The organism is Arthrobacter sp. NPDC097144 (assembly GCF_044762205.1).
GTDB lineage: Bacteria > Actinomycetota > Actinomycetes > Actinomycetales > Micrococcaceae > Arthrobacter_B.
Window position 1 is genome coordinate 483,009 of sequence record NZ_JBIWDW010000001.1, and the last position, 21,616, is coordinate 504,624.

At 64.0% G+C, this 21,616-nt stretch carries 20 protein-coding genes and 1 pseudogene; 10 read left to right on the forward strand and 11 right to left on the reverse strand.

Annotated features, from left to right (window positions below; genetic code table 11):
• Positions 1–48 precede the first annotated feature (48 nt).
• Both ACIQXM_RS02235 and glyA read right to left on the reverse strand, forming a co-directional pair.
• Positions 49–942, reverse strand: coding sequence for a bifunctional methylenetetrahydrofolate dehydrogenase/methenyltetrahydrofolate cyclohydrolase (locus tag ACIQXM_RS02235; protein WP_400927732.1), 894 nt, complete (start codon positions 940–942; stop codon positions 49–51).
• 110 nt (positions 943–1,052) lie between these two features.
• Entirely contained in the window at positions 1,053–2,336 is a 1,284-nt protein-coding gene (gene glyA / locus ACIQXM_RS02240) for a serine hydroxymethyltransferase (protein ID WP_400926946.1), read from the reverse strand.
• Between the two features lie 268 nt (positions 2,337–2,604).
• Between glyA and ACIQXM_RS02245 the strand changes: the two genes are divergently transcribed.
• Entirely contained in the window at positions 2,605–3,726 is a 1,122-nt protein-coding gene (locus ACIQXM_RS02245) for an NAD(P)-binding domain-containing protein (protein WP_400926949.1), read from the forward strand.
• Here ACIQXM_RS02245 and ACIQXM_RS02250 read toward each other — a convergent pair.
• Positions 3,651–4,178, reverse strand: coding sequence for a GNAT family N-acetyltransferase (locus tag ACIQXM_RS02250; protein ID WP_400926952.1), 528 nt, complete (start codon positions 4,176–4,178; stop codon positions 3,651–3,653). The two genes, ACIQXM_RS02245 and ACIQXM_RS02250, sit on opposite strands and share 76 nt — an antisense overlap.
• Before the next feature lie 61 nt (positions 4,179–4,239).
• Here ACIQXM_RS02250 and purU point away from each other — a divergent pair, with 61 nt between their 5' ends.
• From purU to ACIQXM_RS02265, 3 genes are all read left to right on the forward strand, one after another.
• Positions 4,240–5,100 carry a formyltetrahydrofolate deformylase gene (gene purU, locus ACIQXM_RS02255; protein WP_400926955.1) on the forward strand — a complete coding sequence of 287 codons (861 nt, stop codon included), beginning with the start codon at positions 4,240–4,242 and terminating at the stop codon, positions 5,098–5,100.
• A 44-nt stretch (positions 5,101–5,144) separates the two neighbouring features.
• On the forward strand, positions 5,145–5,669 hold the full coding sequence (locus ACIQXM_RS02260) for a gamma carbonic anhydrase family protein (protein ID WP_400926958.1): 525 nt from the start codon (positions 5,145–5,147) through the stop codon (positions 5,667–5,669).
• Between the two features lie 318 nt (positions 5,670–5,987).
• Entirely contained in the window at positions 5,988–6,965 is a 978-nt protein-coding gene (locus ACIQXM_RS02265) for a Gfo/Idh/MocA family protein (protein WP_400926961.1), read from the forward strand.
• A 63-nt stretch (positions 6,966–7,028) separates the two neighbouring features.
• On the opposite strand, the gene ACIQXM_RS02270 is transcribed toward ACIQXM_RS02265, so the two are convergent.
• From ACIQXM_RS02270 to ACIQXM_RS02280, 3 genes are read right to left on the reverse strand one after another with little or no spacing between them, the layout of a single operon-like run.
• Complete coding sequence (locus ACIQXM_RS02270; protein ID WP_400926964.1) at positions 7,029–7,637, reverse strand: DUF3618 domain-containing protein; 609 nt, start codon at positions 7,635–7,637, stop codon at positions 7,029–7,031.
• Positions 7,634–8,053: a phage holin family protein gene (locus ACIQXM_RS02275; RefSeq protein ID WP_400926967.1), complete on the reverse strand. Its 420-nt coding sequence runs from the start codon at positions 8,051–8,053 to the stop codon at positions 7,634–7,636. Before ACIQXM_RS02275 ends, ACIQXM_RS02270 begins: the two co-directional genes overlap by 4 nt.
• Positions 8,053–8,877: a hypothetical protein gene (locus tag ACIQXM_RS02280; RefSeq protein ID WP_400927735.1), complete on the reverse strand. Its 825-nt coding sequence runs from the start codon at positions 8,875–8,877 to the stop codon at positions 8,053–8,055. Before ACIQXM_RS02280 ends, ACIQXM_RS02275 begins: the two co-directional genes overlap by 1 nt.
• A 265-nt stretch (positions 8,878–9,142) precedes the next feature.
• On the opposite strand from ACIQXM_RS02280, the gene ACIQXM_RS02285 reads away from it, so the two are divergent.
• The 3 genes and pseudogenes from ACIQXM_RS02285 to ACIQXM_RS02295 form a co-directional block, all read left to right on the forward strand.
• Positions 9,143–9,682: a hypothetical protein gene (locus tag ACIQXM_RS02285; RefSeq protein ID WP_400926970.1), complete on the forward strand. Its 540-nt coding sequence runs from the start codon at positions 9,143–9,145 to the stop codon at positions 9,680–9,682.
• Between the two features lie 92 nt (positions 9,683–9,774).
• Positions 9,775–11,244, forward strand: coding sequence for a glutamate--cysteine ligase (locus ACIQXM_RS02290; protein ID WP_400926972.1), 1,470 nt, complete (start codon positions 9,775–9,777; stop codon positions 11,242–11,244).
• 188 nt (positions 11,245–11,432) lie between these two features.
• Positions 11,433–11,825 (forward strand): annotated as a pseudogene (locus tag ACIQXM_RS02295) (Hsp20/alpha crystallin family protein); the annotation flags it as partial.
• Between the two features lie 272 nt (positions 11,826–12,097).
• Here the strand turns inward: ACIQXM_RS02295 and ACIQXM_RS02300 are convergent.
• The 3 genes from ACIQXM_RS02300 to ACIQXM_RS02310 all read right to left on the reverse strand — a co-directional run bounded on the left by ACIQXM_RS02300 (position 12,098) and on the right by ACIQXM_RS02310 (position 17,032).
• Positions 12,098–13,357 carry an NADP-dependent isocitrate dehydrogenase gene (locus ACIQXM_RS02300; RefSeq protein ID WP_400926975.1) on the reverse strand — a complete coding sequence of 420 codons (1,260 nt, stop codon included), beginning with the start codon at positions 13,355–13,357 and terminating at the stop codon, positions 12,098–12,100.
• Positions 13,358–13,512: 155 nt separating this feature from the next.
• A complete protein-coding gene (gene purH / locus ACIQXM_RS02305; RefSeq protein ID WP_400926978.1) occupies positions 13,513–15,126 on the reverse strand; it encodes a bifunctional phosphoribosylaminoimidazolecarboxamide formyltransferase/IMP cyclohydrolase in 1,614 nt (537 codons plus the stop codon).
• A 190-nt stretch (positions 15,127–15,316) separates the two neighbouring features.
• Positions 15,317–17,032 carry a DUF222 domain-containing protein gene (locus ACIQXM_RS02310; protein ID WP_400926981.1) on the reverse strand — a complete coding sequence of 572 codons (1,716 nt, stop codon included), beginning with the start codon at positions 17,030–17,032 and terminating at the stop codon, positions 15,317–15,319.
• Positions 17,033–17,330: 298 nt separating this feature from the next.
• Here ACIQXM_RS02310 and ACIQXM_RS02315 point away from each other — a divergent pair, with 298 nt between their 5' ends.
• Positions 17,331–18,683: an MFS transporter gene (locus ACIQXM_RS02315; protein ID WP_400926984.1), complete on the forward strand. Its 1,353-nt coding sequence runs from the start codon at positions 17,331–17,333 to the stop codon at positions 18,681–18,683.
• Positions 18,684–18,735: 52 nt separating this feature from the next.
• Here ACIQXM_RS02315 and purN read toward each other — a convergent pair whose 3' ends face one another.
• Positions 18,736–19,320 (reverse strand): phosphoribosylglycinamide formyltransferase, encoded by a 585-nt coding sequence (gene purN, locus ACIQXM_RS02320; RefSeq protein ID WP_400926987.1) that lies wholly within the window; start codon positions 19,318–19,320, stop codon positions 18,736–18,738.
• 39 nt (positions 19,321–19,359) lie between these two features.
• Between purN and ACIQXM_RS02325 the strand changes: the two genes are divergently transcribed.
• Together ACIQXM_RS02325 and ACIQXM_RS02330 are read left to right on the forward strand one after the other, a co-directional pair.
• Positions 19,360–19,797 (forward strand): hypothetical protein, encoded by a 438-nt coding sequence (locus tag ACIQXM_RS02325; RefSeq protein ID WP_400926990.1) that lies wholly within the window; start codon positions 19,360–19,362, stop codon positions 19,795–19,797.
• A gap of 77 nt (positions 19,798–19,874) precedes the next feature.
• Positions 19,875–20,339: a signal peptidase I gene (locus ACIQXM_RS02330; RefSeq protein WP_400926993.1), complete on the forward strand. Its 465-nt coding sequence runs from the start codon at positions 19,875–19,877 to the stop codon at positions 20,337–20,339.
• Here the strand turns inward: ACIQXM_RS02330 and ACIQXM_RS02335 are convergent.
• A complete protein-coding gene (locus ACIQXM_RS02335; RefSeq protein ID WP_400926996.1) occupies positions 20,297–21,583 on the reverse strand; it encodes a DUF6350 family protein in 1,287 nt (428 codons plus the stop codon). The two genes, ACIQXM_RS02330 and ACIQXM_RS02335, sit on opposite strands and share 43 nt — an antisense overlap.
• Between the last annotated feature and the right edge of the window lie 33 nt (positions 21,584–21,616).

Below are 21,616 nucleotides of genomic sequence, written 5' to 3' on the forward strand. Positions count from 1 at the left end.
GGCGGGATGCTGCTCCCGCCGCCCGGCCTCCGTCATGCCGGTAAATCCCTAGGCGAGAATGCCTGCCGTGCGCTCGGCAGCTTCCACCACGTTGGACAGGAGCATGGCCCGTGTCATGGGCCCCACTCCCCCGGGGTTGGGGGAAATCCAGGCGGCCACGTCCGCGGCTGCCTTCTCCACGTCTCCGGTGAGGGTGGTCTTGCCGGTCTCGGGGTCGGTGACCCGGGTGACTCCCACATCCAGGACAATGGCTCCGGGCTTGAGGTCCTCGGCCTTGATCATTTCCGGGAACCCCGCAGCGGCCACCACAACGTCGGCCTCGCGCAGGTGCTCAAACAGGTCCACGGTGCCGGTGTGGGCGAGGGTCACGGTGGCGTTGATCGGACGGCGGGTCAGCAGCAGCCCCAGCGGACGGCCCACGGTGACACCGCGGCCCACGACGAGCACCTTCTTGCCGGTCAGGGCAATCCCGTTGCGCACCAGCAGCTGCACAATTCCGTGCGGGGTACAGGGCAGCGGCGAAGTCATCGGTTCGCTCACGTTCAGGACCAGCCGGCCCAGGTTCACCGGGTGCAGGCCGTCGGCGTCCTTTTCCGGGGCAATCCGTTCCAGGATGGCGTTCGTGTCCAGATGTGCGGGCAGCGGCAGCTGCACAATGTATCCGGTGGTAGCCGGGTCCGCGTTCAGCTCATAGATGACCTTCTCCAGGTCCGCCTGGCTGATATCCGCCGGCAGGTCCCGGCGGATGGAGTTGATGCCCACCTGCGCGCAGTCCTTGTGCTTGCCGCCCACGTAGGAGTGGCTGGCGGGATCATCGCCTACCAGCACAGTTCCCAGCCCCGGGGTGATGCCGTGCTCATCCTTGAGTACCTGCACACGCCCGGCCAGTTCATCCTTGATCTCGCGGGCAGCTTTGCGCCCGTCGAGGATCCGGGCGGCCACCGGCGTTCCCAAGGGAGTTTTCTCTTTTTTCTCCCAGCCGAGGTTGACGCTGTCATTTTCGGGGGTTTCCGTGACGGAACCTTCCATGTTGTTGCCCTTCTCCATCTTCGTTACCAGTCTTCCTGTCCGGGATACAGCGGGATATTTTCGGCGAGCGCGGTGACCCGTGCCCGCAGTGCCTCAACGTCGGGGGCAGGCTTCAGCGCAGCTGCAATGATGTCTCCCACCTCGGTGAACTCTGCAGCCCCGAAGCCTCGGGTGGCCAGTGCCGGTGTCCCGATCCGCAGGCCCGACGTAACCATAGGCGGACGCGGATCAAACGGTACGGAATTGCGGTTCACCGTGATTCCCACCGAATGCAGCAGGTCTTCGGCCTGCTTGCCGTCCAGAGCCGAATGCCGCAGGTCCACCAGGATCAGGTGGACGTCGGTGCCGCCGGTGAGCACCGAGACGCCGTGGCCTGCCACATCGGGTGCGCCCAGGCGCTCCGCAATAATCCGGGCGCCCTCAAGCACCCGTTCCTGCCGCTTCCGGAATTCGTCCGTGCCGGCGATCCGGAACGCCACCGCCTTGGCGGCAATGACGTGCATCAGCGGACCGCCCTGCTGGCCCGGGAAAACTGCGGAGTTCAGCTTCTTCGCGTATTCCTGCTTGGCCAGGATCATTCCTGAGCGCGGGCCGGCGAGCGTCTTGTGCACCGTGGAGGTGACGACGTCGGACGCGGGCACCGGGGTGGGGTGCAGGCCTGCGGCCACGAGGCCGGCAAAGTGCGCCATGTCCGTCCACAGATAGGCGCCGACTTCATCGGCAATCGAACGGAACGCGTCGAAATCCAAGTGACGGGGATAGGCGCTCCACCCGGCGATGAGGACCTGCGGACGCTCGGCTTTGGCCTGCTCCCGCACTTTGTCCATATCCACCCGGCAGGTTTGCTCGTCCACCCCGTAGGCGGCCACTTCGTAGAGCTTGCCGGAGAAGTTCAGCTTCATGCCGTGGGTCAGGTGCCCGCCGTGGGCCAGGTTCAGTCCCATCAGCTTGTCCCCGGGCTTGATGAGCGCTGCGAGTGCCGCTGCGTTGGCCTGGGCCCCGGAGTGCGGCTGGACGTTGGCGAACTCCGCGCCGAACAGGGCCTTGGCCCGCTCGATGGCCAGGTTTTCCGCCACATCCACATGTTCGCAGCCGCCGTAGTACCGGCGTCCGGGGTATCCCTCGGCGTACTTGTTGGTCAGGACCGAGCCCTGGGCTTCGAGGACGGAGCGCGGGGCGAAGTTCTCCGAGGCGATCATTTCCAAGGTGCTGCGCTGGCGGGAAAGTTCATCATTCAGGACGGCGGCGATTTCCGGGTCGACGTCGGATAACTTCGCGTCCGTGACGGGCTGGGTGGATATTCTCACAAGGATCTCCTGGGACGGCGTTTTATGGGTCAGGCGACTAAGGCTTGACCTTCGGCCCAGGCGTGCGATCCGTGGTCTGTGCTGCTTGGCCGCTCCCTGGTGGTGACCCACCTAACGCCAGTTGCGACGTACTCATCCTATCGGACAGCGGTCCGCCGCTGACGAATATGACTTGGCGCGGGCGGGTGGAATAGGTGTCCGGGCGGGCCGGTTGATACACAGATGCAGGGATGCTGCCTCGCCGAGGCAGCCGACGGGCGGAGGACAGTTGAGCGTGGAGAACCGGGACGTTGAGGTGGCGGTGATCGGTGCCGGCCAGGCCGGCCTGAGCGCTGCCTTTTATCTGCAGTACCGCGGGTTGGCTGCAGGGTCCGGTTTTGTGGTGCTGGACGCGAATGAGGGCCCCGGCGGAGCGTGGCGCCACCGCTGGGATTCATTAACGCTCGGATCTGCACACGGCATCCACGACCTGCCGCGCTTTGAGCTGGGTACGCCGGATCCCCGTGAACCGGCATCCTCCGTGGTCACGCGGTATTACGGAGCCTACGAAGCGGAATTCGGGCTGGCCGTGCAGCGGCCCGTCCGCGTCCTGGCGGTTACCCGTGCGGCCGATGGCCGCCTTCACATCAGCACCGACCGGGGAGTGTGGCGCGCACGGCAGGTCATCAACGCCACCGGCACCTGGGACAAGCCCTATTGGCCCAGCTATCCGGGCCAGCGGGAGTTCCGCGGGATCCAGCTGCATACGCGCGATTTCCGCAGCGCCGGCGATTTCACCGGCCGCAGGGTCCTGGTGGTGGGCGGCGGAACCTCTGCGGTGCAGTTCCTGCTCCAGCTGCACGGCGCCGGCGCCCGCACCGTGTGGTCAACGCGGCGGCCTCCGGAGTTCACCAGCCGTCCGTTCGACGCCGAATGGGGCCGCGGCGTTGAACGCGCCGTCCGCGAGCGCACCCGTGCCGGGCTTCCCCCCGCCAGCGTGGTTTCGACCACCAAGATTCTTTTGACCCCGCAGTATCAAAAGGGCATCGACGACGGCGTCCTGGTGTCGCGCGGTCCGCTTGCCCGGCTGACGCCCGACGGGGCAGTGTTTGCGGACGGCAGCTCCGCCGCTGCCGACGCCGTGCTCTGGGCCACCGGCTTCCGAGCTTCCCTGGACCATCTGTCTCCCCTGCATCTGCGGGAGCCCGGCGGGGGCATCCGCATGGACGGGCCGAGGGTTGTGAAGCTTCCGCAGTTGTTCCTGGTGGGCTACGGGGAATCCGCATCGACCCTTGGCGCCACCCGTGCCGGGCGGGCCGCGGCCCTGGCCGCGCTTCAGGGCTGGTCCACATCCTCCCGGGAAAACCCGGTCACGGTTCCCAGCTCCCAGTCGCGGCGCAGCACGGCGTAGGTAACGGAGGCAATCCACCCTCCGTCATCCAGCGGCCAGTCGTCCCGGTAGTGGGCTTCCTTCAGGAACCCGGACCGCACAAAAGTCTTGCGCATGGCAATGTTGTCTTCCCGGGTCCGTCCTGCAAACCGGTGCGCCTTGGGCGCCTCATTGAAGACCAGCGAAGTCAGGGCCTGCAGCACGGGAACACCGCTGCCCTGGCCCCGTGCCTCTTCCACGAGCCGAAGGTCAAAGACGGGACAGTGGCTCTCAAGCCGCTCCAGGATTGCCAGCCCAAGCCGCTGGTTGTCCCCGAACACCCAGTAGGTGCGGACGCCGTCGGCTTCAAAGCGGCCGTCAACAATCAGCTGCCGGACCAATTCCTCGGACGGAGCCGTAATCCGGTGATAGGGGAAGCTGTTGGTGGTCAGGAATTTGACCAGCTCTTCAACGTCCTTATCGGAAAGGGGCATGAAGGTTACGTCCATTTCCCTAGCCTAAGCGAGCGCTTCCCGGGCGGGTAACCTAGGAAGCGTGACTGATTTCCCCGCCGCTTCCGCGTTCACCCTGACCCTGTCCTGCCCGGACCAGCCGGGCATCGTCCACGCCGTGTCCGGAGGCCTGGCTGCTGCCCGGGGAAACATTACTGAATCCCAGCAGTACGGCAGCCCGGAAACAGGCACCTTCTTCATGCGGGTGGACTTCACCGCCCCCGTCAGCCTCGAGGAGGTGCGCGCCGCGCTCGCTCCGGTGGCAGCGGACTTCGGCATGGAATGGCAGCTGCATCCGGCCGGAAGTCCGGTGCGCACCCTGATCATGGTCTCCAAATCGGGACACTGCCTCAACGACCTCTTGTTCCGGCAGCGGGCAGGAACCCTGCCCGTCGAGATTCCGGCCATCGTCTCCAACCACCGGGACCTGGCTGAACTGGCTGCCTTCTACGGCATACCGTTCCACCACATCCCCGTCACGCCGGACACCAAGGACAGCGCTGAGGACCAGCTGCGCGCCCTGATGCAGGACCTGGATATCGACCTGGTGGTGCTGGCCCGCTACATGCAGATCCTCAGCAACGACCTGTGCCGCGACCTCTCCGGCCGGGCCATCAATATCCACCATTCCTTCCTGCCCTCCTTCAAGGGCGCACGGCCGTATCACCAGGCCCATGCGCGCGGCGTGAAACTGATCGGCGCCACCGCCCACTACGTCACTTCGGACCTGGATGAAGGACCCATCATCGAACAGGAAGTGATCCGGGTGGACCACTCCCGTTCTGCCGCGCAGCTGGCGGCCCTGGGCAGCGATGTTGAGGGCCGCACCCTGTCCAAGGCCGTGCAGTGGCACGCCGAGCACCGGGTCCTGCTGGACGGCAAGCGGACCATCGTCTTCAACTAAGCTCCGGTGACGCATCCTGCCCGGTGCGCCGCTAGGCTGGCGGAATGGCATACCTCATCCCGCTGCGGGGCAAGACTCCGCTGGCAGATCCGTCCGTTTTCCTCGCCCCTACTGCGTCGCTGATAGGCGACGTTGTCATGGCTCCGGAATCCAGCGCCTTTTACGGCGTCTGCGTCCGGGGAGATTCCAACTCCATCCGGGTGGGCGCCGGCAGCAACCTGCAGGACAACGTGGTGCTGCACGCAGACCCCGGTTTCCCCACCGCCGTGGGCGAGCGGGTCAGCATTGGCCACAGCGCCGTGGTCCACGGCTGCACCATTGAGGATGACTGCCTGATCGGCATGAGCGCCACTGTCATGAACGGCGCCGTGGTAGGTGCCGGTTCACTGGTGGCGGCCGGAGCTGTGGTGTTGGAAGGAACCGTCATTCCACCGCGTTCCCTGGTGGCAGGCGTACCGGCCAAGGTTCGGCGTGAACTCACCGAGGAGGAGTTCGACGGCGTGCGCCAGAACGCCGTCAGGTACCTTGCCACCGCCGCCGCACACCGTGAGGCGCTCGAAACCGCCTGAGTCCGGCTGGCAATGGAACCCGCGGGCACCCGGGGAACCGGTTGCCGTCTTGACCGAAGGTTCCCCGGGCGTTGTACTGACGTAGCACGCCCCTGCGATTCATCGTTGGTTGTCACGGGCTGCAGAAATGACAACGACGTCTTTCCCGGAGGGCTGGGTATCATCATGCGAGCGCGAGCATCAGTCCCACGACCCGGCGAGGACAGCACCCCGGGCAGCAGGCATATCCCCGCACCCCCGTGCGTTTATGCGGGGGCGCCCAGCCCGGTGCAAAAAACCGGTCGGACTCTGCGGTGGGGCGTCGTTGCCACGGGAAATGTGGCAACCAAGGTCACCGAGGACATTGCCCGGCTCGAGGATGCGGTCCTGCACGCGGTCAGCTCCTGGAACGAAGAGTCAGCAGCGCAGTTCGCGGAACACTTCGGGTTCACCAGGGCCTATTTCGACGTGGGAGAGGTGAAGGGCTACCGCCTCCTGATTGATGATCCGGAGGTGGACGTTGTCTACATTGCTGCTCCGCCCCACCAGCACTACGGGATTGCCCGGGATGCCCTGCTCGCGGGGAAGCACGTCCTCTGTGAAAAATCCCTGGCCATCAATGCCTCGGAGACCGAGGAGCTCATTGCGCTGGCGTCGTCCACCGGGCTGTTCCTGATGGAAGCGGTCTGGACCCGGTTCCTGCCCTGCATCAACCGCATTTGGGACATCCTGAGCCAGGATGAACTGGGCGAGGTGCGCTGGGTGCAGGCTGATCTGGGATTTCGGGCTCCGCCTTATCCCGCCGGCGGACTGTGGGATCCGACCGCCAGCCGCGGAGCTTTGCTGGACCTGACCGTATATCCCCTGACGCTGGCCCTGGGCGCGCTGGGTTTCCCCCTGCACATATCCGCTGTCGGTACCTTGAACGACGCCGGTGACGACACCCAGAACGCTCTCCTGCTCACCTACGCCACCGGGGCCTCCGCACAGCTTGCCTCTTCCCTGGTCTCGGAAGGCACGCGCACGGCCACGATCTCCGGGACCAACGGGTGGCTTCGCACCGGAGCTCCCCTGCACAACCCGGTGGAACTGACCGTGCAGCCGCGCGGCGGAGAGCAACGGGTCGAACGGTTTCCCCAGATAGGCAACGGATACACCTATGAGCTGCGCGAAGCGACCCGGTGCATCCAGTCCGGGCTGCCCGAATCACCGACCATGAGCTGGGAACATTCGCTGGCTAGCATGCGCCTGTTTGATGAAGCCCGGCGCCAGATGGGCCTGAAGCACGCCGGTGATACTCCGGTCCGCTCCGGCTAGCGGAAGGACGGCAGACAAAAGCGGTCCCGCAACTGCAGGACCGCTCTTGAAGTGTGAAGCTACTCAGGCGTTGCGGACATTGTCCTTGGCATCTGCTGCGCTCCCCTTCACGTCTTCAGCAGCCGACTGGCCTTCCTGCTTGACGTTCTGGGCGGCGTCAGCTGCTGTTGCCTTGACGTTTTCCATCGCTTCCTGGGCGGGCTCCTTGAGCCCCTGCGCCATGTCCCTGGCTGCGTCGGTGACCTGGTTCGTGAGGGGCTCGGCAGCAGTCTTGATGTTGTCCGCCGCAACGCGCTCCTTATCGGTGGCCGGGATCAGGGAGGCCGCCAGCAGTCCTGCACCGAAAGCAATCAGGCCCGCGGCGATCGGGTTGCCCTGGGCCTTATTGGCAAGGTTCTGCGGCGCATCACTAACAGCGGAGCCGGCACGGGACATGCCGCTCGTGGCTGAATCGGTGCCGGAGTGCATTTTGTCTGTCATCTGGTCTGCTGCTCCCATCACTTTGTCCTTGACGCTGTCCTTGACGCCGAAAACGGCGTCCTTCACCTTGTCTGTCTGGCGCTGGACAATATGGGACGGCGTCACCTTGTCAGCCACGGCGTCCACGTTGGTTCCGAGGCGGCGGCGGGTCTCTTCAATATCTGCGCGTATTGCGTCCGGGTTATCGCTCATCGTGCGTCCTCATTCGGTTTCAGGGTTCCGGGTATTTCCTGCAGCGTTTCCGAGGTCTGCGGCATGCCCTTGATCTTTCGCATCTCCGTGCGTCCCCGCATAGCGAGGATGGCCGCAACAATGCCCCAGATCACGGCGACAATCAGTCCCGACCAGCCTAGGCCGATCAGGTTTCCGAGCGCCTGCCACAGCGCGATGGACAGGAACAGGAGCACAAAGTAACCGGCCAGTGCAGCGCCGGCAAACATGCCCGCTCCTTTGCCGGCCCGGGTGGCTGACTGCTTCAGTTCAACCTTGGCCAGCTCCACCTCTTGGCGCATGAGGGTGGACATATCTGCCGTCACCTGGCCAAGGAGATCACCCAGGGACGTGCTTTCAGCTGCTGTGGGCGGCGGTTCAGGGATTTCGGTACTCATTACTGCCGACCACCGCTGAAGGGGTCAGCCGCGCGGGTACCCGACGCCGGGAGCTGGTCATCGGATACGGGAGGACGGCCGGCCGGGACGGTGGGCTCTGTGCCGAACGGATCCTCGGAGACTCCTCCGGGGTTTACTGTCCCTGGCCCGGCTGCGTAGGTGGGCTGCACGGCGGGCTCCGGAGGGTAGATCGTTTCCGGGACGGTGGTGCCGCCCGCGGCGGCACCTGTACCGGTTGCCGCCGGCACACCGGTTCCCGCAGCCTGGCCCGTTCCCGCAGCCTGGCCGGGAACTCCTGCGCTCAGACCCTTGTTCAGACGGCCGGCCAGAAAACCTGCGCCTGCCGCCATCGCCAGGAAGGCGACGGGGCGCCGACGGGCAAAGCCCTTGACTTCTTCCACGAGCGAACCCGGGTTTCGGTTGTCCAACCACGAGGCCACAGATGAGGAACGCTCTGCTGCCTGGCGCACCAGATCGGTGGCCACACCGGACTGTTCGGAATTTTCTGCCATGGAGTGCAACTCGCCGGCAACCGATCGGAGGCCCTCCGCAACCTTCTGCTGCTGCGTTCCTGCCTGCTCCGTCAGGTCCCTCCGGGCCTGTTCAAGCAGGTCGCGGGCATTTGCTGCGGCTTCCGAGGCAACGCCGGCTGCTTCCGTCTTGGCTGTTTCGGCAACGTGAGCAGCACTCCCGGCTGCATCCCGGGCCACACCTGATGCCTCGTCCCTGGCGGCTCCGGCCTTTGCGGCCTTGGGATCTGCTGAACTGCCCTGGGTGGGGGTGGCAGCATGGCTTCCGTCTCTGGGCCACTCGTTCTCTGTCATCGTCACTCTCTCTCCTAAATCGTTGCGGATGAAGAATCAGAACCCTGCCGATGAGGATTACCGTTACTGATGACACGATGATAAGCACACTTAGTATGGGTTCGTAAAGCTTGATCCTAAGTAGACTTAGCTTCATGCCGCCGCGGAACCGCTGCACCCTTGTGGAGGTTGGCCGGGGCGTGATTGGGTGGCATGCACGGCGAGCACCGATCCTGCGGACAGAGGTGCCGCCCCCTATGTGTCCGCAGCTAAAAGGGAGATTCCAGTGGCAGGAAATTTGTTCGCTCGATCTGTTCATGACCTCACTGCAGCAGCTTGGTTCGGCGGCTCGCTGATGGGCGCGGTAGGCCTCAACGGTGCCGCTGCAGAAGCAAAGGACCCGACGGAACGGGCCCGGCTTTCCAGCCTGGGCTGGAAAAAATGGGCACCGCTTCAGGCGGTTGCCATCCTCGGCCACTTCGTCGCAGGCCTGGCCATTGTCGGGGAAAACAAGGGCCGCGTGGCCAAACAGGACGGGGTGGCATCCCTAAGCGTTTACAAGACCGGCGTCACAGTGGTCGGCGCGCTGGTGACGTTCTACGCAGGTTTGGTGGGACGGAAGGTTGAAAAGTATTCGGAGGAGGGTGCGGTCGGTGCAACCGAGCCGAATCCCACGGCGTCCAAGGAGCTGCAGTCGGCTCAGCGGCAGCTGAAGCTGCTGCAGTGGTGCATCCCCGTTTTCTCCGGAGCAGTGATCGTCATGGGAGCCCAGCACGGTGAGATGCAGCGCGCTTCCAATGTCCTCAAGGGCCTGATGAAGTCCTAGGCTCTCCGTCCCGGAGGCGCAGACAGACACGTTCTGTCTCACCCCCCGAAACACGCTATACATCCTTCGGCGCCCATGGTTATCTTCAGACGATGGGCGCCGAAGTTAACAGCAAAACGTACAGCCGGGAGCAGCGGACACGGTACCGCCAGCGACTCCTTGAAAACCTTGACCGGTTTGCCGGTTACCTTTCAACGGCGCAGTTCGCGGACACTGCCAGTATTGGCTTGGAGCTGGAGCTGAACCTGACAAACCTGGATTTCACTCCCGCCCTGCGCAACGCCGCCGTTCTGGAGCAGATCGCAGATCCTGCGTTCCAAACCGAAATCGGTGCTTTCAACATCGAAATGAACCACCCCGCGCTGGCGATCGGCGGCTCGGGCCTGCGGGATCTCGAGGACAGCCTCCGCTTCCAGCTCAACCGGGCAGACTCCCGGGCGGCTGAGGTGGAGACGGATATCCTGATGGCGGGAATCCTGCCCACCCTCCGGCCAAACCTTTTGGAAGACAAGGAATGGCTCAGCGCCGGCAAACGCTATGCCGCACTGAACACCTCGGTACTCCAGGCACGCGGAGAAGACGTGCACGTGGACCTGCGCGGCATTGAGTCGCTGTCCTTCTACGCTAAGAACATTTCCCCCGAAGCCGCCTGCACATCAGTGCAGCTGCATCTGGAGGTGAGCCCGGAGGACTTCGCACCAGCCTGGAACGCCGCCCAGATGATCGCCGCCCCCCAGGTGGCGCTGGCTGCAAATTCGCCCGTATTCATGGAACGAATCCTGTGGCATGAGACCCGGGTTGAGCTTTTCAAGCAAGCCATCGACACCAGGCCTCCCGAAATGCGCAACCAGGGGGTGCGGCCCCGCGTGTGGTTCGGAGAACGCTGGATTACATCAATCTTCGACCTCTTCGAAGAGAATGTCCGCTACTTTCCTGCGCTGCTTCCTGAGCTCTCCCGCAGCAGCGGCGGATCCACGGCCGCCGGAGCCCCCTTGCTCCCGGAACTCCGCCTTCATAACGGCACCGTCTACCGCTGGAACCGGCCCATCTATGATCCCGGTGAGCACACGCCCAACCTGCGGCTGGAAAACCGGGTCCTCCCGGCGGGCCCCACAGTGCTGGATGTGGTGGCCAATGCAGCATTTTTCTACGGTCTGGTCCAGCATCTGCGCACCTCCGAGCGCCCGCTCTGGACCCGGTTGGCCTTCAAGAGCGCCGCAGACAACTTTCTGGCCTGTGCACGCAACGGCCTGGAAGCGACGGTGTACTGGCCCGGCATTGGCGAGACACCGGTGGCCGAATTGATTGTCCGCCACCTGATCCCCCAGGCAGCAGAGGGGTTGGAGGAACTGGGCGTGGATCAGGAATTGATCGGCCGCTATCTGGATGTCATACGCGAGCGGGCCCGCACCGAGCAGAACGGGGCCTCCTGGCAGATCGCGTATCTGCGCCGTCTGGAGAGTCAGGGTATGGAACGCAGGCCTGCACTTGTAGAACTCACCCGCAGGTACTGGGAAAACATGCACACGAATGCCCCGGTCCACGAGTGGCCGGTGGATTGAGGCTCTGACGCTGATTCTGGTTTCTGCATTTTTGGCATCAATTTTCGGCCTCGGTTCTGGCAGTCAGATCAGGTGACTGCTAATCTAAATCCATAACTTGAGTCGAACTGACTCAAGTTACCGACCTTCTGAAGTTCCGATTAATGATTCGCCTGCCCAGCAGGTGGGCGTCAAAGGAGTTGATGATTATGGCGATGAAGTTTGATCCATTCCGCGAACTCGACCGGATGGCAGGGGCTCTTCTCGATCCCCGGCAGCGGCTGCGGCTGATGCCCATAGATCTCTACCGCGAGGGCGACCACTACATTTTGAATGCCGATCTTCCGGGCATCGATCCAGGCTCGGTGGACGTGGATGTGGACGGTCAGCTTCTTACTATCCGGGCAGAGCGAACCATCCAGGCTTCCGACGGCGTCACATGGCTGACCCGGGAACGCGAATCAGGCACCTTCCTCCGCCAGCTCAACCTTGGCCAGGGAATCGACATTGAAGGAATTTCCGCCACCTATGAAAACGGCGTCCTCAGTGTGCTGATCCCGGTCAGCGAACGGTCCAAGCCCCGCAAGATTGAGGTGTCGTCCTCCTACAAGGATTCGAACACCATCAGCGGACAGTCCAGCTCCGAATCGGTGACCTCATCAGCCTCGAGCAGTTCGGTGGGATCAGGTTCCTCCGGCTCCGATTCAGGTTCCTCGGGTTCCGGCTCGATGGGATCGGGTTCATCCGGATCCGGGTCGATGGGTTCCGGCGGAGACCAGGGCTCCGGGATCTAGCTCGTCCCTAATATGACGACGGCGGCGCCCCACCGTAAACGTGGGGCGCCGCCGTCGGTATGCGCTGAAGCAGCCGGAGATTAGCCCAGGCGGGTCTTCAGGTTGGCATCGAGCTCAGCGAGGAATTCCTCGGTGGTCAGGTATGCCTGGTCGGGGCCGACCAGTGCCGCGAGGTCCTTGGTCATCTTGCCGGACTCGACCGTCTTGATGACAACGTCTTCAAGGGTCTCGGCGAAGTTGATGACCTCGGGGGTGTTGTCCAGCTTGCCGCGGTGCATCAGGCCACGGGTCCACGCGAAGATCGAGGCGATCGGGTTCGTGGAGGTGGGCTTGCCCTGCTGGTGCTGGCGGTAGTGGCGGGTGACCGTACCGTGTGCAGCCTCAGCCTCAACGGTCTTGCCGTCCGGGGTCATCAGCACGGAGGTCATCAGGCCCAGCGAGCCGAAGCCCTGTGCCACGGTGTCGGACTGGACGTCGCCGTCGTAATTCTTGCAGGCCCAGACGTAGCCGCCTTCCCACTTCATCGCGGAGGCCACCATGTCATCGATCAGGCGGTGCTCGTAGGTGAGGCCGGCTGCTTCGAACTGGTCCTTGAACTCGGCGTCGAAGACTTCCTGGAACAGGTCCTTGAACTGGCCGTCATAGGCCTTCAGGATCGTGTTCTTGGTGGAGAGGTACACCGGGTAGTTGCGCTGCAGGCCGTAGGCGAAGGAAGCGCGGGCGAAGTCCTTGATGGAATCGTTGAAGTTGTACATACCCATGGCGACGCCGCCGTCATCACCGTAGGTGACAACCTCGGTCTTGATTTCCTCGCCGCCGTCCTTGGGCGTGTAGGTCAGCGTCAGGGTACCGGCACCGGGAACCTTGAAGTTCGTTGCCTTGTACTGGTCACCGTGGGCGTGGCGGCCAATGATGATCGGCTTGTTCCAACCCGGCACCAGGCGCGGGATGTTGGAGATGATGATCGGCTCGCGGAATACCACGCCGCCGAGGATGTTGCGGATGGTCCCGTTCGGGGAAACCCACATCTTCTTCAGGCCGAATTCTTCAACACGGGCCTCATCCGGGGTGATGGTGGCGCACTTGACGCCCACGCCGTGTTCCTTGATGGCGTTGGCAGCGTCAACAGTGACCTGGTCATCGGTGGCATCGCGGTTCTGGATGGAGAGGTCGTAGTACTTCAGGTCTACGTCCAGGTACGGGTTGATCAGGCGGTCCTTGATGAACTGCCAGATAATGCGGGTCATTTCGTCGCCGTCGAGTTCTACGACAGAACCCACAACCTTGATTTTCTCAGCCACACGATCTCCTTGTGTGTTGGTGGGCACCGAACATGTCATGCGGCATGACGGAACCCGTCTTTTTGGCTTGTATTTGAGTCCAACTATGCCACAGCCCACTCGAGGCTCCCTAACCTCCGGGACGGCTGCTTACGCCCGCCGCCCCGGAAGTTGGGTGGTGCCGGAAGAGCATCCCGGCGGACCCTGTGGGGCGTTTAGTGGAAGAAGTGCCGGGCGCCGGTGAAGTACATCGTGACGCCGGCCGCGTTGGCCGCTTCGATAACTTCGTTGTCACGGATGGACCCGCCGGGCTGGACCACGGCGCGCACGCCGGCATCGAGCAGAATCTGCAGGCCGTCGGCAAACGGGAAGAACGCATCCGACGCCGCCACTGAGCCGCGGGCACGTTCTTCTTCCGGCCCGCCCAGGGTATTGGCCCGTTCCACGGCAAGCCGGCAGGAATCAACCCGGTTTACCTGGCCCATGCCAACGCCCACTGACGCACCGTTGCGGGCCAGCAGGATGGCGTTGGATTTCGCCGCCCGCACAGCTGTCCAGGCGAAGGCAAGATCTGCCAGCGTTGAATCGTCGGCGGCGGGACCGGACACCAAGGTCCAGTTCTCCGGTTGGTCGCCGTCGGCCTGCATCTTGTCCGATTTCTGGACCAGCATGCCGCCTGAGACCTGGCGGAACTCGGCCGCGCTGCGGCCGTACCCCTCGGGCAGGGTCAACAGCCGAATGTTCTTCTTTGCGGAGAGGATCTCCACTGCTGCAGGTTCGAAGTCCGGGGCAATCACCACCTCGGTAAAAATGTCCTTGACCGTCTGGGCCATGCCGGCGGTGACCGTCCGGTTGGCCGCAATCACTCCGCCGAAAGCCGATACGGGATCGCAGGCGTGCGCCTTGGCGTGCGCATCAGCGATGGGATCGGCAGCATCCGGGGAGGCTACTGCAACCCCGCACGGGTTGGCATGCTTCACGACGGCCACGGCCGGTTCGCTGAAATCGAAGGCTGCGCGCAGGGCGGCGTCGGCATCTACATAGTTGTTGTAGGACATCGCCTTGCCGTGCAGCTGGTCTGCCTGCGCCACCCCGGGCTGCGCACTCTTGTCGGCGTAGAGCGCCGCTTCCTGATGCGGATTTTCGCCGTAGCGCAAAACCTCGGACCGCTCCAGCGCGAGCCCGGTGTAGGCCGGCCACGTGGTGCCTTCCTCGGTTCCGTCGCCGAACTGCTCTGCCGTCCAAGCCGCCACTGCTGTGTCATAGGCAGCGGTAGAGGCAAAGGCTTCAGCAGCAAGCCGGCGCCGCTGCTCCAGGTCAAAGCCGCCTTCAGCGGCTGCGGTGACAACCTCGGCATACTTGGCCGGGTTCACGATCACGGCCACAGAAGGATGATTCTTTGCAGCGGCACGGACCATTGAGGGACCGCCGATATCGATCTGCTCCACCACCTCGTCCGGGCTGGCGCCCGACTTTACGGTTTCAACGAACGGGTAAAGGTTCACGACGACGAGGTCGAAGGGTTCAATCTCCATGTCCTCAAGCTGGGCCACATGATCCGCACGTCGCCGGTCCGCGAGAATGCCGGCATGAACCCGCGGGTGCAGCGTCTTGACCCGTCCGTCCAAACATTCAGCGAAGCCCGTTACCTCGGAAACTTCGGTGACGTCTACGCCCGCAGCGGCAATCTGCTTGGCTGTGGAGCCGGTGGAGACAATGCTGACACCGGCTGCGGAGAGGCCCTGAGCCAGTTCCGTCAGACCGGTCTTGTCATAGACCGAAATCAAGGCCCGGCGGATGGGTACACGGTTCAGCGGCTGAGAGCTCACGCAATATCTCCAAAGTAAGAGGGTGTCGGTGGCTACAGTTTAGGTCACACGGTCCCGTCGGACAGAGTGTGAAGCTGAGGCAGGCAATCCCCGGCGAACCCCTGCCGGCTCGTGTCCTGTCCCCGCTCGTGTCGCATGAACCGCATCCGCCGCCGGCCTGGCCACTACCAGCCGCTGCTCCGGAAGCGATCTATCGCTGGCCTGGAAGCGGCGGTGCAACGGATCGGTAGCTGTGGCCTGTTGGCGTAGTCGTTACTACGGTGTGCCGGCCCGGCCGGTCTGTACTTCGTTGATCCCCGTCTGCCCGTTCCCTTTCCCTGCGGGGAGCCGGCGTTTCTTCACACCGGGCCGACCACCCGGGTGCTTCTTTGGCCTGGTTGCAGGCCTCGCACAGCCCCTGGATGTTATCGACGCTCGTGGGGCCTCCGTCACGGAAGGGTTTAACGTGGTCATAATGCCGAATCGGCGCTCCGCACCACGGTGTCCGGCAGATCTGGTCGCGGGCCGCTATCAGCCGGGCCAATCCTTCCGGAACCAGCCTGGCCCGGGAGTCCATTGCAGTGAGCCTGCCGCTGTCCGGAGCTGTGTAGAGCCGGCGAAGCCATACTTCTGTGCGGGGCTTTCTACGGCCCCCCTTAGGCTCTCCCCTGCCTGTGTCTTGGGTTTTGCCACTATCCGGACCCTGGATATTGCCCCCGTCAACGGCCTTGGTTTTGTCACTATCCCTGCCCATGGTCCCGTGACTGCTGCGCAACAGGTCCCGCGTCCACTGCGCCGGAACCAATCCGTATCCGGCCAGCAGGGCAGGTTCAGCACCGTCGGGAATATATACGCCAGCGGACCCATCCTGATCGCCGGAAGCTGTCCGGTCTGGGCCTTCGTCCTTTCCGGCGCCACAGCTCTCGGCCCCATTGCTGCCAGCCATGGAGGTTCCCGCTTCATCCTTTGGCAAAATACCGTGCAGCAGCGTCCTGTCCGTCATCACCAGCTGCACTTCCACCCGGAGGTCCTCCGCCCGGGCCTGACCTGTCAGCAGCTCAACAAAGGTGTCCGCCATGACTTGCCCCTTGGAGCGGGGATCACCCGCGGCACGCGCCTGATCGGCCTTCCGGGTCAAGGCAGCCATCACTCCCACACCCTGAGCCACCGGCAGCAGTGCACTCACATACGACATGGTGTCCGGCGCCGGACGGCAGGAAACGAAACGATCCGAAGCTGCCTTCGCCGCTCGGTTCACCACACTGAGCGGATCCAATCCGTAGGCCAGGGCCTTGATGGCGGCAATGAGTTTCCGGTCCCCCAGCTGTTCCAGCGCAGCCTGGTCCCCCGCGATCAGTTCGTCGACCTTCTGCCGGTGGGGCAGCGTCAAACACGCGGTCTCGCGCACCAGAATTGTGGTGCGCCATTCACTGATAACTCCGCGGCTCAGTGCCCGCAGGGTATGCGGCATCTCAGTGCTCAGGATTCGCGCCAGCCCCAGCAGCCGGGCACCGGAATGTGGTGATTCGCGCCGGGCCAACCCAATTTGGGCTGCCACGCCCCGACCGAGCTGATCAGCTTTCACTCCTGCACGAGCCTGGCTGCGACGGGAGGACTCGTCGAAGACGGCGGCTGCCCGGGCCTGTGCAGCACAAATGGAGCCCTTGAGTTCCTCCAACATTCGAATGTGGTCGATCAGTTGCAGCCGTACGGCTGCTTCGGCAACTTCCAAGCCAGCGCCATCCACCGCCGGACCATCCATGACCACGCCGCCCAAGACAGCACGGTCCTCGACCATGTCGTTCGATACCGGACCGCCCGCGACCTCGGCCTCCGTTACAGCACCCAAGACTTCATCACCCAACGCTGTTCGCCGCGTCAGACGTGCATCCATGTCGGGCCGATCTTCGGCTGCTAAATAGTACATACCTTCTATTTTAGTGATCCAAATCACAGGTTGCACGGATTCCTGATACGGGAGAGATACCCTAATGCGCCACCCTCGTCCCTGCCGGTCCCAACCGCAAGCCGGAGATACCGGACACCGCCACCCCGTTGGCCGGGACTGCCTACCACTGAGGTCCGGCCCGGGTCTGGTCCCCCGCTTCTGACTTTTCCCGTCGACTGAGGTTCCCCCGTGGTCCGGCCCGCGGGGTACAGTTTCTTCGGACCGCCGCTAAGCCTGTCCAACCCCCGATTTTCCGCCCCTTCGAAAGCGCGCGCCCATGACAACGACAAGCACCCTGCCCACTGGCGACGAGGTGGTCCAGAATCTGCCCTGGAAGTGGAAGGTTCAAGGCCGGATTTTTATTATCGGCGGCCTCGGTTTCATGTTCGATGCCTGGGATGTGACCCTGAACGGGGTCCTGATTCCCCTGCTCTCCAAACATTGGGATCTGGCGCTGGGCCAGGCGGCCTGGATTGGCACGGCAAACCTGCTGGGCATGGCGATCGGGGCGTTCGTCTGGGGATCCATTGCCGACTCCATCGGACGCAGGAAAGCCTTCACAGCCACCCTGCTGGTCTTTTCACTTTTCACGGTGCTGGGCGCGTTTTCCCCGGACATCATCTGGTTCTGCATCTTCAGGTTCATGGCAGGCTTTGGGCTGGGCGGCTGCGTCCCGGTGGACTACGCGCTGGTGGGCGAGTTCACGCCGCGGAAACAGCGCGGCCGGGTACTGACGGCCATGGACGGTTGGTGGCCGGTGGGCGCAGCCCTGTGCGGCGCCACCTCTGCCCTGATCATGGCAACACTCGCTGACTGGCGATTCACCATGCTGGTCATGGTGCTGCCCGCACTGCTGGTTTTCTGGGTCCGGCGCTCCGTCCCGGAATCTCCCTTGTTCCTGGTCCGCAAAGGCCGTACCGCTGAAGCTGAAACCGTCATTAACGGGCTCATCAGCAGCACCGGTTCCACACTCACCAACTGGCGGCTCCCCGAACCCGAAGAGCCTGCCACCCTGTCAATGCGCGCTGTTGGAACCCAACTGCGTGACCTCTGGCAGTACAGCTGGAAAATCACGGTGGCCGCCTGGTCCCTCTTCTTCACCATCCTTCTGGTCTACTATCTGGCGCTGACCTGGATGCCGAAAATCCTCGTGGACTCGGGCTTCAAGGAATACGCAGCATTCCTGACCACCTCGGGGATGGCCGCCGTCGGGCTCCTGGGAGTAATCGTTGCCGCCCTGCTGGTGGAACGCGTGGGACGCAAATGGATCCTGGCCGTTACCGGTCCGCTGTCCGCGCTGATCCTGGTGGTCGTGGCACTGGTCTTGGACGTTCCCGCGGCGGCTACGGGTTGGCTGCTGGCCTACGGATTTGTGGTGCAGGTGGCCATCCCGGTGCTGTACGCCTACGTTTCGGAGCTGTATCCCACCGAGCTGCGGGGCAGCGGGTTCGGCTGGGCCTCCACGGTGAGCCGCGTCGGTGCCGGTTTCGGGCCGCTGATTCTTGTCTCCATCGCCTGGCCGTATTTGGGCCTGCCGCTGTCCTTCGGACTGGCCGGAGTACTGGTGGTGCTGGCCGTGCTGTGGATGATGCGTTGTGCACCGGAGACCAAGGGCGCCGCACTGGACTAGTCCGGATTGTGCCGGACGGGCCCGGCGGACCCGTCGGACGCGGGCTTCACGCCTAAACCTGGAGGGCGGGCAGTCCCTCGCTGCTGATTCGCTGCAGGGTTTCGATCAGCAGCCGGCGCTCCTGGACCTTGATGCGCTCGTGCAGGGTTTCTTCCGTATCGCCGTCGAGCACTTCAACCGCAGCCTGCGCGAGGATCGGGCCGGTATCCACGCCCGCGTCGGCAATGTGCACGGTGCAGCCGGTGACCTTCACGCCATAGGCCAGCGCGTCGCGTACTCCGTGCGCGCCCGGGAAGGACGGCAGCAGGGCAGGGTGCGTATTCAGGTAACAGCCCTCGAATGTCTTGATGAAGTGCTCATCCACGATGCGCATGAACCCGGAAGACAACACGAGGTCCGGGGCATAGGACGCCACCTTGTCCGTCAGCGCCAGATTCCACTCGGACCGCACGGCGTAATCACGGAAGTTCACCACGAACGTGTCATAACCGGCTTCGGCGGCCCGCTGCACTCCGAGAGTGCCGGGGCGGTCCGCACCGACGGCGGCAATTTCGACGTCGAGTGTCCCGGCCGCCACAGCGTCCAGCACAGCCTGAAGGTTGGATCCGGTACCGGACACGAGAACAACAATGCGCATGCGTCAACCTTAGGCTCAGCCGTCGCCTAGGGTTAAACCATGAACAACGACGGCCGCGCCCCTGACCAGACTCCTCCGCCGTTGCAGAAGGCGCCTGAAAAGCCCGCTGCCACTGACGAACAGAAACAGAGTGCCCGCGGCTACCTGCGGATTTTCGTGGCGCTGGTTATCGCTGTGCTGCTCACATCAGGGCTCGCACTGCCCTGGAAGGTGGTGCCGCTGGTGCTGGGAGTTGCCGCCGTCGTCGTCGGCATTATGACGCTGCTGAAGGTGCTGCGGTCCAAGCTCGGTTCCGTTCCGGTCTTTGTCACGACCCTCGGCCTGGTGGCGTCCGTGATGATGGTTGTTGGCCTGGGACTGGCTGTGGCCACCTGGGACAGCACGCAAAAGCTCGAGACCTGCCTGGACAACGCGCTCACCCTGGAAGCGGAAAAGAACTGCCAGTCCGACTTCAGCAACGGCATCTTCCCTCGCTGAAAAATTTCCGGCGGACCCTCGCGCGGCTGGGAAACCTGGCCGCCGTCTGCATTCTGGTAACCCTGCTGGGCCTGTTGGTGGGACCAGCGCTGGTGGGGCTGCGGCCGCTGACCGTTCTCAGTTCCTCCATGGAACCCGCACTGCACCCCGGGGATGTGGTCATGGTGCGCACTGTCGATCCTGCCGACCTCCAGGCAGGTGACGTGCTGACCTACCTGCCTCCGGGAAGTCCGGCGGATGCGCTTCCCGTGACCCACCGGCTGACCGGTTTCACTGCCGGCCCAGAGGGGTCGCGGGAACTGATCCTCCGGGGCGACGCCAACGCGCTGCCTGACGCGCCGCTTCCGCTCTCAGCCCTGCAGGGCCGGGTGGTGGCCACGGTGCCCAACCTCGGGTTGATGGACCTGCCGGCGCAGCGCGGCGATCTGGCCTGGATCCGCCCGGCGCTTGCCCTGGGGATGTTTGGCTACGCTGCTCTGCTGTTTTTCCAGCACTTCCGTCAGCGGCGTTCTTCGCGCTCCAGGAAGGGCCCGACGGCGTAGCCCACCACCACGCCCACTGCCAGTTCCGCGGCAATCCAGAGGCCGGTCCACAGCGGGTCGGCCCCCACATCAACAAACCTGCCGATCCCCGCTGATCCCCCCGAAATGAGGACCGCGGCCGCGGCCAGGATCCCGGAGACCAGGCCTACAAACACGCCCAGCAGGAGCGTGGACACCGGGGCGGTGAACCACCGGGCCCTGATCTTCAGGGAGAGCCACTCGTCAAAGTGGTTTTCGCCTTCGCGGAGGAACCACCAGCCGGCCAGGAATCCGGCAATCACAGGCAGGATGAGCGCCGCAACGGCGTACTCTCCCCCGCCGGCGGGAAGCGCGGCGAGCACCGGAACGGCCGGCAGCGGACCCACAGTCGTTTCCAGCGGGCTGATAAGGCTTCCGGTCCCGATGGAGAACCCGGCACCCGAGGTCCAGCCCAGAGCCCAGCCCATGAAATTCGGGACGAAGCCCAGTTCGACGACGGTCAGTACCGCACTGCCAACGATTCCGGCGTCGAGGTATTGGTAGACAGTGACAATTTCCGCCCAGCTCATGGCCAGGGCCACGGCAACCAGCAGGGCCGAGAAGCCCAGCGCTGCGGTCACGCCCACCGCACCGGCACGAACGACTGCCCATACATAGGAGCCGGCCCAGCGCGAGTGCTGGCTGGTGCGGGAAATCCAGTCCGTCAGGTCCATGCCGATCAGCCGCACCCAGGAGCCGGCTTCCCTGCGGGCACCGACAAAAATGCCCAGCCCGGCCGACACCAGCGGAATGAGTGCCCCCGCGGCCACCGAGATGGAGACGTCTTCATTTGCCGAGAAGTAGGCGGCCACGCTGCCGAGGATGGCGTAGGTGCCCAGCGCCCCCAGCATTGCCTGCCACAGCTGGTCCGCATACGAGGCCCTGGCCAGCCGCCGTCCGGCACGCCACGACAGGAAGAACGGAATGAGCGTCAGGCCCAGGGGAAACAGCGACAGGACACCGGACGTCGCGCCGGTGGCGAGTGTCCCGGCGGGGAAGGTCAGGGTCAGCGGCACACCGTGGATCAGGAGCCAAGCCTGTCCGCCAAGCCGGGCCAGTGAGGCGAAATTCCGGTCGGTAAAGCCGTCGGCAAACCAGACGCCGATCAGCGGAAGGAATATGAGCAGGGCGGAAAGGACTGCAGCCTGGCCGAGTTCGACCGCTCCCTGCAGCCACAGGGGCATAGGTAGGACACCCGGAGTTTTTGGGCGGGTAAGAATTTTCATCCCTCCTATCGTCCCATCCGACGCGCGGCGGTC